Annotated in this window: 16 protein-coding genes; 8 read left to right on the top strand and 8 right to left on the bottom strand. The window is 62.6% G+C overall.

Annotated features, from left to right (window positions below; translation table 11 throughout):
* From HRU92_RS18040 to HRU92_RS18030, 3 genes are read left to right on the top strand one after another with little or no spacing between them, the layout of a single operon-like run.
* Positions 1 to 1,632, top strand: a complete 1,632-nt coding sequence (locus HRU92_RS18040; protein ID WP_172122448.1) for a hypothetical protein — start codon at positions 1 to 3, stop codon at positions 1,630 to 1,632.
* On the top strand, positions 1,632 to 3,167 hold the full coding sequence (locus HRU92_RS18035; RefSeq protein ID WP_172122447.1) for a hypothetical protein: 1,536 nt from the start codon (positions 1,632 to 1,634) through the stop codon (positions 3,165 to 3,167). Before HRU92_RS18040 ends, HRU92_RS18035 begins: the two co-directional genes overlap by 1 nt.
* On the top strand, positions 3,164 to 4,819 hold the full coding sequence (locus HRU92_RS18030; protein WP_210259536.1) for a hypothetical protein: 1,656 nt from the start codon (positions 3,164 to 3,166) through the stop codon (positions 4,817 to 4,819). Before HRU92_RS18035 ends, HRU92_RS18030 begins: the two co-directional genes overlap by 4 nt.
* Here HRU92_RS18030 and HRU92_RS18025 read toward each other — a convergent pair.
* The gene (locus tag HRU92_RS18025; protein WP_349236732.1) at positions 4,732 to 5,895 is read right to left on the bottom strand and encodes a glycosyltransferase family 87 protein; all 1,164 of its coding nucleotides are present in this window, start codon (positions 5,893 to 5,895) and stop codon (positions 4,732 to 4,734) included. The two genes, HRU92_RS18030 and HRU92_RS18025, sit on opposite strands and share 88 nt — an antisense overlap.
* 112 nt (positions 5,896 to 6,007) lie before the next feature.
* Positions 6,008 to 6,226: a hypothetical protein gene (locus HRU92_RS18020; RefSeq protein WP_127752029.1), complete on the bottom strand. Its 219-nt coding sequence runs from the start codon at positions 6,224 to 6,226 to the stop codon at positions 6,008 to 6,010.
* 108 nt (positions 6,227 to 6,334) lie between these two features.
* Here HRU92_RS18020 and HRU92_RS18015 point away from each other — a divergent pair, with 108 nt between their 5' ends.
* From HRU92_RS18015 to HRU92_RS18000, 4 genes are all read left to right on the top strand, one after another.
* Positions 6,335 to 7,072: an SGNH/GDSL hydrolase family protein gene (locus HRU92_RS18015; protein ID WP_172122445.1), complete on the top strand. Its 738-nt coding sequence runs from the start codon at positions 6,335 to 6,337 to the stop codon at positions 7,070 to 7,072.
* A 155-nt stretch (positions 7,073 to 7,227) separates the two neighbouring features.
* On the top strand, positions 7,228 to 8,172 hold the full coding sequence (locus HRU92_RS18010; RefSeq protein ID WP_172122444.1) for a tripartite tricarboxylate transporter substrate-binding protein: 945 nt from the start codon (positions 7,228 to 7,230) through the stop codon (positions 8,170 to 8,172).
* On the top strand, positions 8,169 to 8,654 hold the full coding sequence (locus HRU92_RS18005; RefSeq protein WP_172122443.1) for a tripartite tricarboxylate transporter TctB family protein: 486 nt from the start codon (positions 8,169 to 8,171) through the stop codon (positions 8,652 to 8,654). The genes HRU92_RS18010 and HRU92_RS18005 overlap by 4 nt, the downstream gene beginning before the upstream one ends.
* Positions 8,655 to 8,669: 15 nt before the next feature.
* Entirely contained in the window at positions 8,670 to 10,217 is a 1,548-nt protein-coding gene (locus tag HRU92_RS18000) for a tripartite tricarboxylate transporter permease (protein WP_172122442.1), read from the top strand.
* Between the two features lie 116 nt (positions 10,218 to 10,333).
* On the opposite strand, the gene HRU92_RS17995 is transcribed toward HRU92_RS18000, so the two are convergent.
* The 6 genes from HRU92_RS17995 to HRU92_RS17970 form a co-directional block, all read right to left on the bottom strand.
* Positions 10,334 to 10,507, bottom strand: coding sequence for a hypothetical protein (locus tag HRU92_RS17995; protein ID WP_164854717.1), 174 nt, complete (start codon positions 10,505 to 10,507; stop codon positions 10,334 to 10,336).
* A 197-nt stretch (positions 10,508 to 10,704) separates the two neighbouring features.
* Positions 10,705 to 11,295: a hypothetical protein gene (locus HRU92_RS17990; protein WP_173088818.1), complete on the bottom strand. Its 591-nt coding sequence runs from the start codon at positions 11,293 to 11,295 to the stop codon at positions 10,705 to 10,707.
* On the bottom strand, positions 11,187 to 12,263 hold the full coding sequence (locus HRU92_RS17985; protein WP_173088816.1) for a hypothetical protein: 1,077 nt from the start codon (positions 12,261 to 12,263) through the stop codon (positions 11,187 to 11,189). Before HRU92_RS17985 ends, HRU92_RS17990 begins: the two co-directional genes overlap by 109 nt.
* Positions 12,264 to 12,406: 143 nt before the next feature.
* Positions 12,407 to 13,393, bottom strand: a complete 987-nt coding sequence (locus HRU92_RS17980; RefSeq protein ID WP_248305311.1) for an Hsp33 family molecular chaperone — start codon at positions 13,391 to 13,393, stop codon at positions 12,407 to 12,409.
* Positions 13,394 to 13,578: 185 nt separating this feature from the next.
* Complete coding sequence (gene argF, locus HRU92_RS17975; RefSeq protein ID WP_172122440.1) at positions 13,579 to 14,505, bottom strand: ornithine carbamoyltransferase; 927 nt, start codon at positions 14,503 to 14,505, stop codon at positions 13,579 to 13,581.
* A gap of 39 nt (positions 14,506 to 14,544) precedes the next feature.
* Entirely contained in the window at positions 14,545 to 15,726 is a 1,182-nt protein-coding gene (locus tag HRU92_RS17970; RefSeq protein WP_172122439.1) for an aspartate aminotransferase family protein, read from the bottom strand.
* A 372-nt stretch (positions 15,727 to 16,098) separates the two neighbouring features.
* Between HRU92_RS17970 and HRU92_RS17965 the strand changes: the two genes are divergently transcribed.
* Positions 16,099 to 16,674: a GcrA family cell cycle regulator gene (locus tag HRU92_RS17965; RefSeq protein WP_282567795.1), complete on the top strand. Its 576-nt coding sequence runs from the start codon at positions 16,099 to 16,101 to the stop codon at positions 16,672 to 16,674.
* Positions 16,675 to 16,737: the final 63 nt, after the last annotated feature.

Raw genomic sequence — 16,737 nt, 5'->3', positions numbered from 1 at the left:
ATGGTGTCGGCGGCAAGCCATTCGCGGGGTGTGCTCGAACAAGAGCGCAGCCGCTGGCGTGCGCCGGCGCTGCTGATTTTCGGGCTGGGCGTTGTGCTGGCGCTTGTTCTCGCCTTGCCGGGGGAAACGATCGCGACGAGGGGGCTGGAGGACCTGTTTTCGATCCTCGACGGCGCTCATCGCATTGCCTGGGGCCAGGTGCCGAACCGGGATTTCCATTCCGCTTTGGGGCCGCTCGTTTATTACCTGCCCGCTTTTGGGCTTGGCCTGAGCGGAAGCTATGGCGCTGCCCTGCCAATCGGCATGGGGTTGCTGCTGGTGGTGGTCGCTGCGATCGCGGCGCATGTACTGAGCTCGCGGCTGCATCTGGCGCTGGCCCTGCCCTTTGCCGCTTTTCTGTTCCTGGTCCTGGCCGTGCCCATGCATTTGGGCGAAGGCGTTACCGCGCTGTCGTTCCTGTTCTTTCATAACCGCATCGGCTGGGTGTGCCTGGCGCTGCTGCTGGTGATGTATGTCGAGCCCAAGAAAGCCGTTGGTCGTGGCGTGGCGCTCGATATTGCCTGCGCCACGATCCTCGTCTTGGTGATGGTTTATACCCGCGCCACCTATGGAATGGTCGGTGGTGCGTTCCTGCTGCTGATGCTGATCACCGGCCGTTGGCGCTGGGCGGGTGGGGCGCTGCTCGGTACGCTGTTGGTTGCTGGCGGAATCGAGTTGGTGTGGCACGGCTCGGCCAGCTATGCCGGCGACGTGCTGATGGCGTTGCAGACCGGGGGCTGGTGGCGCGGAACGCAGGGTAGCATCATTGATCTGCTGCTCGGCAATTTCGCCGATTATCTGCTGTTTGGGCTGCTGGTGGCCCTGTTGTTCTGGCGGCGGTTCAACTGGCGCGACCTGTTGTTCTTTTTGTTCTGCGCCGTCGCCGGCTACTGGCTCATCAACCAGAGCGAGCAGCGCTGGGGCATCCTCACCCTCCATGCGGGGGCAGCGGTGGCGGCCGAATATCTGTTGCGCAACATGGCCGCGCGCGCTGGTCGCCCGGCCGGGGCCGTGGTGAACCCGCCCGGGGTCACGCTCTACTTTGCGGCCTTGCTGCTGCCCACCATCGTGCATTGCTCGACCGCCCTGCTGCTGCATGCCGGCACGGCCTTGGTCAATGGCGGGCAGGCCCTGGCCATTCCGCGCCTCGAAGGCGTGCGGCTGGCCAATCTCTGGACCAATGGCGATTTCAATGGCAGCACCTGGTATCTCGGCACCATCACCGATGGGCTGGCCGCGCTGGAGAACCTTCCGGAGCCAACGCAAACCGTTCAGGTCCTCAACACACCCAACCCCTTCTCGCTGGCGCTGAACTTGCCACCGCCGGCGGGCGACAAGCTCGATCTGCGCTGGAATGCAACGCTGAACGAAACCTTCCATCCGGCCCCGCAAGACCTCTTTGCCGATGCGGCCGTGGTGATGGAGCGGATCAGCGCGGGCGGGAGCGGACCTGTCGGCCAGCTCTACCTGCCCTATGTGACTGAAAACTATTCCCAGGTGGCGCAAACGCCGAACTGGCGCCTGTTCCGCCGCAACCCGGCGGATACCGGCATGCCAGCAGCTTCCGCCGACCCTGCCCCGCTCGCGCCGTGATGAGCGCCCGGGCCACTGCGGCTGTGCTTGCCGGCTTGTCGCTGGTTTGCGCGCTGTTGCTGGCGCTGCCCGCCCGCACGGTCACATCGGCCTATGTGAACGACCTGCTTCTGTTTCTTGATGGGGCACATCGGGTCGCCTGGGGGCAAGTGCCCAATCGCGATTTTCACACTGCGCTTGGGCTGCTGGCCTATTATATCCCGGCGGCAGGGCTGTGGGTTTCGGGGCAAATGGGCGGCGCCCTCCCCGTAGGGATGGCGCTGCTGATCGTGCTGTTTGTGCCGCTGCTGGTGCATGTGCTGGTTGGCCGCTTGCGTCCGGTGCTGGCCCTAGCGCTTGGCGCCTTCCTTGTCCTCGTGCTGGCGGCGCCAATCAATCTGGGGGACTCGCTCTCCTCGATCACCTTTGCGATGTATTACAACCGCATCGGCTGGGTTGCCCTGGCGCTGCTGGCGGTGATGTATCTGCGGCCGCGACCGCAAACCCGTCTCGGCATCTGGCTCGATGCCGCCACGGCCGCGATCCTTGTCGTGCTGCTGATCTATCTCAAGATCACCTATGCCCCCGTAGCTCTCGCCTTCGTGATTTTCATGCTGCTTGACCGCCAGCAATGGCGCTGGGCGGCGCTAGCACTGCTGCTGATTGCAGTGGCCATGGCGGTGGTGGAGCTGTTCTGGCGGGGCAGCTGGCTTTACCTCCAGGACCTGCTGGAAACCGCCCGGGTGAGCGGCCAGCGCGATCCCATGGGCTATGTTTATGCGCTGCTGCGCAATTTGTCCGACCTGCTGGTGTTTGGGATTTTAGCCGGGTTAGCCCTCACTCAGACGCGCAGCTGGCGCGACCTGCTGTTTTACATCTTCTGCTCGGTCGCCGGGCTGCTGATCCTGATGCAGAATGCGCATAACTGGGGCATCATCACCTTGTTCGCCGGCGCGGCGGTGGCCGCCGAAACCCTGTTGCGCGGCCTCGAGCAGCGGGGCCGCAGGCTGGCACTGAGCCCAGGCGCACCGCTGCTTTTCCTGTTCATGGTGCTGCCGGGGCTTGGCAGCCACACAGTCGCCTTGATGTCTCACTTCACCATGGCCGTTTCCGGGTGGGGACAACCGCTGGGCCTGCCCGGTCTGGAACAGGTGCGGTTCGGTCGCTTGTGGTCGCGCGGCGATCAGGGCTTCACCGAAAAATATATCGGCACCTTTGGCGCAGGAGCAGATGCGCTGGCGCAAGCAGGCGTTGTGCCCGAACGCGTGCTGGTGCTGGATTTCGCCAATCCGTTCTCGGCCGGGCTCAACCTGGCGCCGCCTAAGGGCGATCTTTCCTGGATGCATTGGGGGCGCAATATCAACGCGGCGGTCTTTGTGCCGCCTGAACAACTCTTCGCCGATGTGATGGTGGTGATGGTGCCTACAGTCGGCATTAATGTGGGGCAACTTGAGGGGCTCTACGGTGCTTATATCGCCCAAAATTTCGTCCTGGCCGGGCAAACCGAGCTTTGGCGAGTTTATGTCCGCCCGCCCCAGCCAGGAGCACCCGCATGACGCTTGCGTCCCCCAGCACCCAAGCACTTTCGCGGTGGCCCGGCACCATGACAACGGCGCGCCGGCTGGGCTGGGCAGTGCTCGCCCTGGGCGTGTTGTTTGCGGCCATGCTCGCCGTGCCGGGGCAAACGGCGACGAATAAATACGTCAACGACCTCTACATTTTCCTTGATGGCGCGCATCGGATTGTCTTGGGGCAAGTGCCCAATGTGGACTTCCACACCTCTCTTGGGCCGCTGGCCTTTTATCTGCCGGCGGCAGGACTGGCGCTGAGCGGCAGTTTGGGGGCAGCCATGCCGGTGGGCATGGCGCTGGTCGTGCTGATATTGGCCTGCATCGGCGCACCGCTGATCGCCAGCCGCATGCACCCCATCACCGGCATGGCCGCCGCCGTCTTCCTGCTCGCCGTAGCTGCCGTCCCGGTCAATCCGGGTGAAGCAGTCTCGGACCTGTCCTTTGCCATGTTCTACAACCGGATCGGCTGGTCGGCGCTCGGATTGTTGCTGGTGATGTATCTGCGACCATTCAATGATAGCCGGCAGCAGGCGCTGGTGGATGCCGTTTGTGCCGCACTGCTGGTGTTGCTGATGCTTTACACCAAGGCGAGCTACGGGCTCGTGGGCTTCGCCTTTTTGGTGTTCATGTTGCTCGATCGGCAACAACGAGGACGCATGGCGCTCGCCCTGGGGCTTTGCGCCATCTCTATCGGCGCGATCGCGCTGCTCTGGGGCGGCACTCTCAATCATGTCGCTGATCTGCAGCTCGCCCAGGAGGTCAGTGGTGGATTGCCTGAGCTACAGCGGCTGGCCGAAACCATGATGGTCAACCTGGCAGATCTGGTGGTGTTTGCGCTGTTCGCCGCCCTGCTGCTGTTGGCGCGCCGCCGTTTTCGCGACCTGCTGTTTGTTGGCTTTTGCGCCTCGACGGGCATTTTGATCATCGAGCAAAACTTCCAGATCGTCGGCATTCTGACGCTCGGGGCCGGTGCGGCGGTGATTGCCGAACTGCTGATGCGCGAGCCCAATTCCCAGCGCTACCCCGTCGCACTGAGCGGCGCCGGCGTACCGCTGCTGCTGGCGACGCTGCTGCTTCCGGTGGCGGTGCAAAATGTCTTTTCGCTTGGCGTCCATGCCGCCATGGCGAGCAGTCGTGCCGGCGAGCCTTCCCCCCTGCCCCAATTTGGCGGCGTCCGGCTGGTTCGCCTCTGGTCGGATGGCGCCTACCGCAACTTCGTGCGTTACCATGAAACTCTGCTGGATGGGGCCTTGGCGTTGGAGAGCCTCGACCGGCCGCTGCAGAATGTCCTGGCGTTTGACTTCGTCAGCCCGTTTGCAGCGGGACTGGATCTACCGGTGAGCCAAGGCGACAGCCCCTGGTTCCACTGGGGCCGAACGCTTGACCATGACCATTTTCCACCGGCGGCGGAGATCATGGCGGACGTCGAGATCATCATGGATCCAAAGACGCCGATCGAGCACTGGACCGCGGACGGCATGCGCGAGATCTATGCCGACTATATCGCGCAGAACTTCGAACTGGCGAGCGAGACCCGCCACTGGCGCGTTTATGTGCGGCGCGGAGCAGACTTGGTTTCTGTGCTGCCATCCGAAAACAGCAGCACTATCAAGCAAAGCACCAGTGCCCAGCCATAGGCCGAGCCCAGCGTGAATTGCAGCCATGGCTCGGCGCCGAAATAGCCAAGGATCTTGGGAACCGGGACGACCAGGAGCGCGGCCACGATCCACATCGCCCAATGCTGGCGATGTGCAACGATCACGGGCAGCAAGAACAGGGTGTAGTGGATCCAACCCAAAGGCGAGGCCAGAACTGCGGCGAGGAGCCCTAGGGCGCTGACCTGCATGATGCCGGGCCGACGGAACCACGCCCAGGCTGCGAGCGCGAGCAGCAGTGCGGCGCTGAGCGCTGTTCCCAGGAAGGGCACGCCGGCACGGGCGGTAAGCCCGGAGATCGAAGCATTGGTGAGGAAAAACGCCCGTTCCCCATCAGAAACCACCAACTCTAGCCATTGGCGGTAAATTTCAGGCCCATAGATGGCGAGAGGAATGGCGCTGATAACAGCGGCGGTAAAGACCGATACCAGGCTGGGCAGGCGCTGCCCCGACAGGAACAGCAGCACCGGCCAAACGAGGAAGTTGGGCTTCATGGCAATTACGAGCCCGATCAACACACCGGCCCAGATGGGTTGGTCACGATCCAGCAGCAGCCAGGCGCCAACCGCAGCCAGGACCAGCGGCACATAGATCTGCCCAAGGTAAAGCGTGTCCCAAAATCCAGCGAGCCCGAAGGCCCAGGCGACGAGGACGATAGCGCGCCAGTCCGGCGCATAGCGTTGCGCCAGCAGCAACACGGCGGCGGCATAAAGCGCAACTGAGATCCAGGACCAGACCCAGAGCGAGTGCTCGGGCGGGGCCAGATCGAACAGCTGGAACAGCAGCGCGGAAATGGGGGGATTCAAGTTCGGGTTCCAGGCTTCAAAGCCCGGAAAAACCACATGAGGGGTCAGCGGCGGATAAACGCCATAGGGATTGAGGCCCTGGGCTGCCGCGCGTCCGGACGCAACAAAGGCCCCGAAATCCCAGAGCCCGTGGGGCGGAAGCACGCGGCGAAGTTCGCCCGAGATCGCCCACAAGGAAAACGCGACCAAACATAGTGCCGCTGCCAAGGCCAGCAGACGGTAGGGAAACGCGGTGGACGTGCGCGCCTGCACCGGGATCAACGGAACACCTGCATAATCCTAACCCGAATAGATATACCGACGCGAACGAACCGCTTCAGGGCACAAGCCCGAAGCGGTCCTTGCTTGAGTCAGCCGCGTGCCATTATGGCGTGGCGGGAGCGGCAGGGGTAGTTGCTGGTGCAGCTGGGGTCGTGGTCGTGGGTGCTGCAGGGGTAGTGGTCGTTGCCGGTGCGGCAGGTGCCGTGGTTTCGGCCGGAGTGGTCGTCGTTCCGGTATTGGTGCCGGAATTATTCATCAGGAAGAGCGCGATGATAACCACCACGACTACGACGATGATGCCGATTATTACGTTCCTGTTCACAAGTAACCTCCATTTTGGCGCAGACTCAACTCGCCAGAGCCACATTGGCTCCCGGCTATAACCGGAATCAATTCCCCGCGATCAGCGGAGCGTTGAGCCGAGTTGTCCTTGGTCGCGAACATGCTCTTGATACGCATTTACCGCGGGGAACGGAAGGCGCTCTATGGCGTCGGTGAGGATAGATCAACCTCACGCGGCATAAAAACCACCATGCACCTGGTCTTGCTCGGCGACTCAATCCTTGACAACGGCGCTTATGTGGAACCCGCGGGCTCCGTGCTGGAGCAGTTGCAACAGGAAGTGGGCTCGAGCGCGCAAGTCAGTCTTCTGGCCCGCGATGGCGCACTGATCGCGGGCACCATTGAGCAACTTGCCCGCGTTCCCCGTGGTGCCACGCATCTGGTGGTCAGCGCGGGCGGCAATGATGCGCTGCGCCATACGGGCGTGCTGCTGGAGCGGGCCACATCGGTTGCACAGGCCTTGAGCAAGATCGAGCCGGTGCGGGATGGCTTTGCGAAGGGCTATCGAGCAATGCTCGACACCGCGGCCGGCCTGAAGCTGCCGATCGCGCTGTGTACCATCTACGATGTTCAGTTTGATGACCCCGTGCAGCGTCGCATGTCCAATCTGGCGCTGGGCCTCCTCAACGACGTCATCACGCGCGAAGCGGTTCGACGCCGCTGGCCCGTGATCGACCTGCGTGTGCTCTTCGATGCTCGCGGCGATTATGCCAATGCCATCGAGCCCTCGGCGGCGGGCGCCGGCAAGATTGCGTTGACCACGGCACAGATCGTGCGCAACCACGATTTTGCCGGACCGTCGGCATTTTATGGAGACGCACGCTAGCGCGGGTTGGAAGCGGCCTTCTCGCTCAGAATGGCAATTGCGCGCGAGGCCCGAAAATGCGCTATTGGAGGCACGCCGGCAACTGTCCGGCACCGGAACGCGGCATCATGCAGGCATGAGGCAAGGACGTTCCGATTTTCTGTTTTGGAGGACTTATGAACAAACTGGTTTTTGCTGCGCTGATCACCGGCGCACTTGCGGTGCCAGCTTTTGCTGCCGATTACACCATCATGGCGCCCGCGGCCCCAGGCGGTGGCTGGGACCAGACCGCGCGCGCCATGCAGGAAGCGCTGCAGTCCGACGGGATTTCGGGCAATGTGCAGGTCACCAATGTTCCCGGCGCCGGTGGCACGATCGGGCTGGCGCAGTTTGTCAACCAGTCGACCGGCAATCCCAACGCCCTGATCGTGGGCGGCTATGTGATGGTCGGCGCCATTCTCACCAATGCATCTCCTGTGACCTTGGAACAGGTGACGCCCATTGCCCGCCTTACCGGCGAGGCCGTCGTGGTGGTGGTGCCGGCAGCATCGGACTTGCAAACCATGGATGACCTGGTTGCCAAGCTCAAGGCCGATCCGGGCTCGGTGTCTTGGGCCGGCGGCTCGGCGGGCGGTGCCGATCACATCACGGCAGGGCTGATCGCCAAGACCGTGGGCGTGGATCCCACTGCTGTCAACTATATCGCTTATTCCGGCGGTGGCGAGGCTCTCGCAGCCCTCCTCGGCGGACAGGTCACCGTCGGCATTTCGGGCTACAGCGAATTTGCTTCGCAGATCGCGGCTGGCGAATTGCGGCTGCTGGCTGTATCGAGCGACGAACGCATCCCCGGCGTCGATGCGCCAACCCTGCGCGAAGCCGGTATCGACATGGCGCTGCAGAACTGGCGCATGGTTGCCGCCGCTCCCGGTATCACCGACGAGCAGAAGGCTTCCATCACCGCCGACATCGAAAAGATGGTGAACTCGCAGAGCTGGAAGACCACGCTTGAAACCAAGGGCTGGGTCGACACCTATCTCGCCGGTGACGAGTTCGCAGCCCAGCTTGCCGCCGATACGGCAGCGACCGAGGCCATCCTGAAAGACATCGGCCTGGTGCAATGACCTCTGGCGAACCCAATCTCTCGCGCCGCCCCGATGGGGCGGCGCTTGTCATAGCGGCGGTCCTTGCGGCGATTGCGGGGGTGATCATCTGGCAGACCAGCCAGATGCGCGTCCCGCCCATTCAGGCCAAGGTCGGACCGACCGTGTTCCCTTATGTAATTGCCGGTGGACTACTGCTGCTTTCGGCCGGGACACTGGTTGAGGCCATGCGGGGCAAGTTTCCTGCGCGCGACCGCGATAATTACGTGCCGATCCTTTGGATCGTTGGCGGCCTTGTGGCGCAGCTGCTGTTGCTGACCACTGTGGGTTTCTCCATCGCCACCGGCGTGCTGTTTGCCTTCACCGCCCAGGCATTCGGGCGCGGCCCACTCTGGAAGACCATCCCGATCGGCATCGTCTTTGCCTTTATCGTCTGGTTCATCTTTGCCAAAGGCTTGCAGTTGTCGCTGCCTGCGGGTCCGCTGGAACGCCTTATCCCCTGATCGAGAGCTGATGTAATGGATACTTTTGGTCTTTTGGGTGAGGGCCTGCTGGCTGCATTGCAGTGGCAGAACCTGCTTTATGCGCTGATAGGCGTGACCTTGGGCACCGCTGTGGGCGTGTTGCCAGGTATTGGCCCCGCGCTGACCGTCGCACTGCTGCTGCCGGTGACCTACAAGCTCGATCCTGCGGGATCGCTGATCATGTTTGCCGGCATTTATTATGGCGGCATGTATGGCGGCTCGACCACGTCGATCCTCCTCAACACCCCTGGCGAAAGTGCCTCGATCGTCACCGCGCTCGAGGGCAACAAGATGGCGCGCAAGGGCCGCGGCGGGCCCGCGCTCGCAACGGCCGCCATCGGCTCGTTCGTGGCGGGGCTGATCGCGACATTGGCGCTGGCCTTTGTCGCCCCCTGGGTGGTGAAATTTGCGCTGGCTTTCGGCCCAGCGGAGTATTTCGCGCTGATGGTGCTGGCCTTCATCACTGTCTCAGCGGCCTTTGGCGACAGCGCGCTGCGGGGGCTGACGGCGCTGTTTATCGGGCTGGGCCTCGGGGTGATCGGCATTGACCTGCAGACCGGGCAATCGCGTCTCGCCTTCGGCATCCCCGACCTCCTGGACGGCATTGAGGTGACCACGCTGGCCGTGGCTTTGTTCGCCATCGGCGAAACCCTCAAGATCGCATCGGATCGCTCGCAGGTGAACGAAGAAGTGCTCGCGGTCAAAGGTTCAGTCTGGATGACCAAGGAGGACTGGAAGCGCAGTTGGATCCCGTGGCTGCGCGGCACCGCAATCGGCTTTCCCATAGGCGCCATGCCGGCAGGCGGGGCGGATGTCGCAAGCTTTTTGTCCTATAGCGCGGAAAAGAGCTTTGCCAAGCGGCCTGAAGAGTTCGGCCAAGGCGCGATCGAAGGCGTCGCCGGGCCGGAAGCTGCGAACAACGCCTCGGCGGCGGGCACGCTCGTTCCCCTGTTGACGCTCGGCTTGCCGACCACCGCGACGGCCGCGATCATGCTGGCCGGTTTTCAGCAGTTCGGGCTGCAGCCAGGGCCGCTCCTGTTCACCAGCAACGCGTCGCTGGTGTGGGCGCTGATCGCGAGCCTCCTCGTCGCCAATTTCATGTTGATCGTGCTGAACCTGCCGCTGATCGGCGTGTGGGTGCGGCTGCTGACCATTCCCAAGCCCTGGCTCTATGGTGGAATTTTGGTATTTGCGACGCTCGGAACGCTCGGCGCCAATGGCGGCATATCCGGGCGGCTAGGGCCAATCAGCTATTCATTCGAGTTGCTGCTGTTATTGGCGTTCGGGATCCTCGGCTATCTGCTGCGGCGTTTTGGCTATCCGATCGCACCCGTGGTGGTCGGGCTCATCTTGGGGCCGATGGCGGAACAGCAATTGCGGCGCGCATTGGCAATCAGCCAAGGGGATCCCCTGGTGCTGTTCCACTCCCCCATCGCGATAACGCTTTATGTCGTGGCCTTGTTGGCAGTCGCCCTGCCCTTTTATCTGCGCTGGCGCGGGCGCGGGCAGATGCTGAGCCAGCTAGCGAGCGACGAGGACTAACCGGCACAGAGTGCCAAACAAAAAAGCCCGGACAACCAAAGGTCGTCCGGGCTTTTCAACGTTCTCAGGCAATTCATCGGGTCGCGGGAGGGAGGCGCGCCCCTGACCCTTGCGGGTTAGAACTTGCCGACAGAACGGAAAGCGGCCTCATCGATGCCGAGCGTACGAAGGTGCCGGGCCTTGGGCTGACGTCCTGCCTCGACTGCCGCCGCTGCGGCAGCAGCGCTGCCAAAGACGTCGGCGATGGTGCCAAGGGTCGCAAACAAATTCTTGCTGCGCAGGGTGCTCATGATCGGGTCCTCGTTCAAGCCCGACACATCGCCGGGCCGCTTTCATGACCTCAAGATGGTCCCGAGGGACCCGATGTACCAGAGCCAAAGGGGCATTCCAGCCATGCGCGGGGATCAGCCCTGCCAGCTCTCTCCCAGCTAAACCGCCGTATTTGGCACCCCTTCAAGCCGAGACATGCGCCAGGCGCATTGCTCCATTACCGACCCGCGAACAACTGCCAACCGGTTCGTGCCGGTGCGGGGAGACGCAATCGGTTACGGGACACCGGCCGGTGCCTGGTCTTGCTCCAATGGAATGGCCTATTGGTGAGTTCGTGCAGAGCGCGCAAGGTCGCTGCGGCCGACAAGAGCCAATAGAACGGCAACAAGAGTTGGACCAGCAGCAGGTCGTCGCGCTCGAGGCGACGCAAGCCCGCCCAAGTGGTCGCGACCGCACTGCCATAACCGAGCGCGAAGATCCCCAGATAAAGCAGGGACCAAAAATCCCAGCCGCTCGCCCAAGGCGAAACCCCCAGCAGCCAACGCGCGAGGAGGGTTGCGAGCAGGCCCACATGCAGGAGGGGCGCGATGATCATGCTCAGGATCATGAGCTCGAAGGCGAGCGTTCGGCCAAGGCCGGCATGGCGCAGCAAGAGTCTCGGATCGCGATTGTGGACGATGAAGGTCTGCATCCAGCCTTTCATCCAACGCGAGCGCTGAGCCATCCAGGTGCCCAACTGTGTGGGAGCTTCTTCAACGGTGCCGATATCGATGGTTTCCACCGCGTGATGCAGTCGCGCCAGCCGCATGCCGAGATCGGCATCCTCCGTGACATTAGGGCGAAATCGAGCGCCTTTGGCTTGGTCCGCGGCGCCGCGTCAGGCACGGCAACGAGGGAAAACTGGGGGTGGTGCAGTTGGGCCTGCACTGCCTCCACAGTTGTGGTCGAACTGGCCTCCACGACGAAGATGATATCGAGCTTGTCGGGTGGATAGTTGAGCGCAGTCATCGCCTCGGCAAGTTGCGGCACCATCGCGGCTTCATCGCGGAGCGGGATCAGCACGGAATAAACCGGCAGATCGGCGTCATTGCCTCGTTCGCTTGATTGGGGTGCCTCGTGGGGCGTTACTGCAAGGGCAGCGATCCGCACCAGGGCGGGAACCACCAGCATCAGGATGGCGAACGGCAACAAGTAGAGCTGACTGACATAGGGCGCCATCAGCACTAAGGCCACCAGCATCACGACACCCAGCACGAAGGCAGAGCGCGCACCGGCGGTCAGCTCCAGCTGGGCTGCCGCACGCGGCCAGCGCCGGCTCAGGTTCTGCCGCGCGCTGTCGATCAGCGCCCTGCCCGCACCACGCACGAGGTAGCTGCGCAAGCTACGCTCAGGGACGAGACATAAATAACGGGCCAGTTCGGGATGCTGCCGCAGCGCGGCTTTGAGGCGTAAAAGCCCCAGGAAATCGGGGGCGCAGAACGCCACATCTCGGTCCAGCACCTTGAGGCGTACCAGCCGGACGTCCCGGAGAGCCTCCAGGCGCAACGGTTGCAACTGACCTTCAAGATGGCTTGGCACCTTGGGGTAAAAGGCCAGCCCTATCCACGCGGCGGCACGCTCCATAAGCGCGGCGTCGCTGACGCCCAGCACCGTGGCGCAATAATGCAGCGGATCAACCTCTCGCTCCAGCGCCGTTTCGAGAATGGCCCGGGCCATGCTCGCATCTAAACAGGCATTGCCGAGCACCTGCCCGATCAGTTCCACAGCATCGGACATCTCGGTCGCCGCCCCAGCCCCTAGGGGTTTATACTGGCACAGGAGCAAAGCAACGCAAGCTGCATCTGCGTAAAAAGGTTTACGCAGCAAAATGCCGCCACCCCTTGAGGGGCAACGGCAATAGCCAAATACTTCAAGGATACTTAGTGCTTGGCGTCAAACTGGTGCGGATTGAAGCGATAGGCGGTCGAGCAGAACTCACAAACCACTTCGATCTCACCGTCTACTGCCATCTCCTGACGCTCCTCGGAGGAGAAACTATTGGCCAGCATGTCCTCGATGCGATCGGCAGAACAGGTGCAGCGCTCGACCATGGGCAGCGGGGAGAACACCCGCACTCCGGTTTCATGGTAAAGTCGGAACAGCAGCCGCTCGGGCGAAAGATCAGGATCAGCCAGCTCCACGTCTTCAAGGGTCGTCAGCAACGTCTTGGCTTCGTTCCAGCCGTCCGGCTCCTCGAAGTCAGGATCGGCAGTCTCTGGATTGTCCCAATTGCCATCGCCCGGCAGGTCAGCCATCACCGACATGCCGGTTTCGGGCAGATGCTGGATCAGCATGCCGCCGGCACGCCAATGAGGGCGGTGATCGCCCTTGCGGGTGAACTCGGCAACCGCTAGGCGCACCATGGTGGGGATCTGCTCGGACTGCATGAAGTAGGTATGCGCCACTTCCTCGAGCGAGTTCCCGTCGAGTGCAACAATGCCCTGATAGCGCTCGGTATGCGGGCCCTGGTCGATGGTCATGGCAAGATGGCCATGACCCAGCAACTGGCCGGGCTGGAGCTTGCCTTCTTCGGCAGCCTTGGTGAGCGCTTCGCGGTCAAAGCGCGCATAGCCACGCAGGCCGTCAGGCGCATCGAAATCGACAACGATCAGGTTCACCGGGCCATCGGTTTGGGTCTGCATGATGAAGCGACCCTCGAACTTCAGCGAGGAGCCAATCAGTGCTGCCAGCACCACCGCTTCACCCAGGAGGCGGGCGACCGGGGCCGGATAGGCGTGGCGCGACAAGATAGTGTCGAGAGCATCCCCCAGGCGCACGGATCGACCACGGGTGTCGAGCTTGTCGAGCGTAAATGGCACCACGGCGTCGTCCCCGGTTTCGGGCCGGTCCAGCCCCAGGGATGACATCAGGTTCTCAGTGGCAGCAGTGTCCGTCATTGGCTTAAACTTTCGCATGGCTGGAAACCCAGGACAGTCAACCCGAACCGGTCACTGTTGTCACCGCCACCAACCCTCCGGGTCGGCAACTCAGTTCTCAATGGAGAACCGGAACAGTGCTTTGCGCATAATCCGGCCCGGCCGGCAGCACGATTTCAGTTCGTTTCGACCCCGAAGGCCCAGCACAGAATGGCTTTTTGCGCGTGGAGGCGATTTTCAGCCTCGTCCCACACAACTGACTGCGGACCGTCGATCACGTCGTCGGTCACTTCGTCGCCGCGGTGGGCAGGCAGGCAGTGCATGAACAAGGCGTTCTTGTCTGCCTGCGCCATCAAATTGGTGTCCACGCGGTAAGGTTTCAAGACCCGGCGGCGCTCGGCAGCATCGGTATCGCCCATGGAAACCCAGGTATCGGTGATCACCAGATCGGCGCCTGCTACGGCCTCGCGGGGATCCTCGATGAGATTGACCCAGGAACCGGCCTTCTTGATGTCTTCCATCAAGTCTTTTTCGGGCCAATACTCGTCGGGCACCGCGATGGTCAGCTCGCATTCAAACAGTTCGGCGGCGTTGACCCATGAATGGAGCACATTGTTGCTGTCGCCCACCCAGGCGATCTTGGCGCCCTTGATGGGACCGCGATGCTCTTCAAAGGTCATGAGGTCAGCCATGATCTGACAGGGGTGAGCGCGGCGCGTCAGACCGTTGATCACGGGTACGCTCGAGCCTTCGGCCAGTTCCACGAGGTCGGCATGGGACAGGATGCGGATCATGATGGCATCGACATAGCGGCTCATCACCCGCGCAGTGTCCTGCAGCGTTTCTTCGCGCGACAGCTGCATTTCCTGGCCCGAGAGCATCAGGGTTTCACCCCCGAGTTGGCGCATGCCGACATCAAAGGACACGCGGGTGCGGGTAGATTGGCGCTCGAAGATCATGGCCAGCACCTTGTCCTTGAGGAGCTGGGGGCGATCGCCCTGCTTGAGTCGGTCCTTAAGGGAAACAGCGGCGTTGAGCATGCCCCGCAGCTCGCCATAGGTGAAGTCGTCGATATTGAGAAAGTGTCTAGTGTCGCCGGTCATGTTAGCTGGGTCCGGTTGTTCTTGGCTGCGATGCAGCGATTAGTTCGTTTCTGTCTGGATGGCCTCGAGGGCGGCAGCGATCTTGCCCACCGCTTCTTCGATATCAGCCTCGGTCACGATCAGAGGGGGCAGGAGGCGCAGCACATTCTCGCCGGCGCCGATGGCTAGCAACTGGTGATCGCTCCGGAGGCGCTCGACGAAGTCGCGCACCGGGGGGGTGATCTTGATGCCAGCGAGGAGGCCCTTGCCGCGGAGTTCCAGGACCTGGTCGGGAAAGCGTTGTGCCAGTTGCTGCAGATGCCAGGCGAGGCGCTGGCCCATCTGGTCGACATGCTCGATGAAGCCGGGCTCAAGGATACGGTCGAGCACGGCATTGCCCACCGCCGTGGCGAGGGGATTGCCACCATAGGTGGAGCCATGGGTGCCAGGCACCATGGAAGCCGCGACATCACCCTTGGCAAGACAAGCGCCGAGCGGAAAGCCGCCGCCAATTGCCTTGGCTACGGCGACGATGTCGGGCGTAATGTTGCTCCACTCAAAGGCAAAGAACCGGCCAGTGCGGCCATAGCCGCACTGCACTTCGTCGAGCACGAGCAGCATGCCGTGCTCATCGCACAGCCGGCGCAAGCCCTGCATGAATTCAGGGGTCATGGCAGAAACGCCGCCTTCGCCTTGAACCGTCTCGATGAGAATGGCGCAGGTCTGCGGCGTGATCAGCGCCTCCACCGCAGCCAGATCACCGGGAGCGGTGTGCTTGAAGCCAGGGACCGGCGGGCCGAAGCCTTCGAGATAGTTGGGATTGCCGCCAGCGGCGATGGTGCCCAGGGTCCGGCCGTGGAAAGAGCCGGTAAAGGCGATGATCTCATAGCGATCGGTTTCGCCCTTGGCCCAGAAGTAATGCCGCGCGGTCTTGATCGCGCATTCGAGGGCCTCGGCGCCCGAATTGGTGAAGAACACAGAGTCCGCGAATGTGGCCTCAACCAGCCGTTGACCCAGCCGCTCCTGCTCGGGAATAGTGAACACATTGGAGGTGTGCCACACCTTCTCGGCCGCTGACTTGAGCGTTTCCACCAGATGGGGATCGCCATGGCCCAGCGCATTGACCGCGATGCCGGAATGGAAATCAAGATAGGCCACGCCGTTCTGGTCATACAGGCGCATGCCTTCGCCTCGCTCAAAGGCGAGACCGGAGCGGGCATAGGTGCCGTAGAGCGCAGACATGGTGGTGCAATCCTTCTTGGTCGGCGAGCAATGGGCGGGAGCGCAGCAATTCTGCAACTACGTCCCCGAAAAAATCAAAAACGCGCCATAATCTGCAGCGCGTCGCGCGGCCAATTGAGCCGTTTCGCGCACCAAAGTCAATGTGGCCGCCGGCAAGTGCCTGATTTGACTCAAGCTTTCTTTACCCCTTCTTAACCATTCATTTTCCGGGGAAAGTGGCTGGGGACTCTTGATCCCGATTCCGCCGATAGCGTACTCTCTGACCTATCGGGAGCACGATATCTCGTGTGGCGGACCCGCTAGACATACGAAGTGTAGACGACCACGACTGCCGGAGCTTCTGGCGGGACAATGAAGGATTCTGCTTTGACAATGGTTTCGGAGACACAGCCACAAGGCTGGACAGACGACCGCGTGGAGCTCTTGAAGAAGCTTTGGATGGAAGGTTTGAGCGCCAGCCAGATCGCTGGCGAACTGGGTGAAGGGGTCACCCGCAATGCGGTGATCGGTAAGGTGCACCGGCTCAAGCTGTCGGCCCGCGCCAAGCCCACCAACACGGCGGCCCGCTCACGGCCAGCCCCCCGCCCGGCACCGCGCCGGATGTCTTCCCCTTCCACTGGATCGTCGAGCCCGATGACGGCCGCGGCAGCTTCCTCCAAGCCGCGCCAGATGGCGAGCCGGCCCCAGTCCATCGGCGCTACCGCACTGGCGGTGAGCCCGGAAATGGAAAGCCAGCTTTATGTGGCGCCCGCGGCGGCTGAAATCTTCATCCCCGAAGACAAGCGCCTCAGCCTGCTGCAGTTGAGCGAGCAGACCTGCAAGTGGCCAATCGGCGACCCACTGGCCAAGGATTTCTACTTCTGCGGCGGCCACGCCCAGGAAAGCGGCCCCTATTGCGAGTTCCATTCGCGCCGGGCCTACCACCAGATCGACAAGAAGCGCCGCTGAACAGCGTCGCGACGGCGGGCGCAACGGCGCCCGCGCCCGGTGATAAGGCCTGGGCGCGCGGTT

Source organism: Devosia sp. 1635, from assembly GCF_013185955.1.
Lineage (GTDB): Bacteria > Pseudomonadota > Alphaproteobacteria > Rhizobiales > Devosiaceae > Devosia.
This window is presented reverse-complemented; position numbering and strand designations above follow the sequence as displayed.

What these genes read in the sequence shown, in the direction of transcription:
- argF (WP_172122440.1), bottom strand. Translation starts at nt 14,505, where the DNA reads ATGACCGGCGACACTAGACACTTTCTCAATATCGACGACTTCACCTAT.
- HRU92_RS17990 (WP_173088818.1), bottom strand. Translation starts at nt 11,295, where the DNA reads ATGCGGCTGGCGCGACTGCATCACGCGGTGGAAACCATCGATATCGGC.
- HRU92_RS18030 (WP_210259536.1), top strand. Translation starts at nt 3,164, where the DNA reads ATGACGCTTGCGTCCCCCAGCACCCAAGCACTTTCGCGGTGGCCCGGC.
- HRU92_RS18010 (WP_172122444.1), top strand. Translation starts at nt 7,228, where the DNA reads ATGAACAAACTGGTTTTTGCTGCGCTGATCACCGGCGCACTTGCGGTG.
- HRU92_RS17980 (WP_248305311.1), bottom strand. Translation starts at nt 13,393, where the DNA reads ATGTCATCCCTGGGGCTGGACCGGCCCGAAACCGGGGACGACGCCGTG.
- HRU92_RS17965 (WP_282567795.1), top strand. Translation starts at nt 16,099, where the DNA reads ATGGTTTCGGAGACACAGCCACAAGGCTGGACAGACGACCGCGTGGAG.
- HRU92_RS18005 (WP_172122443.1), top strand. Translation starts at nt 8,169, where the DNA reads ATGACCTCTGGCGAACCCAATCTCTCGCGCCGCCCCGATGGGGCGGCG.
- HRU92_RS17970 (WP_172122439.1), bottom strand. Translation starts at nt 15,726, where the DNA reads ATGTCTGCGCTCTACGGCACCTATGCCCGCTCCGGTCTCGCCTTTGAG.
- HRU92_RS17985 (WP_173088816.1), bottom strand. Translation starts at nt 12,263, where the DNA reads ATGTCCGATGCTGTGGAACTGATCGGGCAGGTGCTCGGCAATGCCTGT.
- HRU92_RS18000 (WP_172122442.1), top strand. Translation starts at nt 8,670, where the DNA reads ATGGATACTTTTGGTCTTTTGGGTGAGGGCCTGCTGGCTGCATTGCAG.
- HRU92_RS18040 (WP_172122448.1), top strand. Translation starts at nt 1, where the DNA reads ATGGTGTCGGCGGCAAGCCATTCGCGGGGTGTGCTCGAACAAGAGCGC.
- HRU92_RS18035 (WP_172122447.1), top strand. Translation starts at nt 1,632, where the DNA reads ATGAGCGCCCGGGCCACTGCGGCTGTGCTTGCCGGCTTGTCGCTGGTT.
- HRU92_RS17995 (WP_164854717.1), bottom strand. Translation starts at nt 10,507, where the DNA reads ATGAGCACCCTGCGCAGCAAGAATTTGTTTGCGACCCTTGGCACCATC.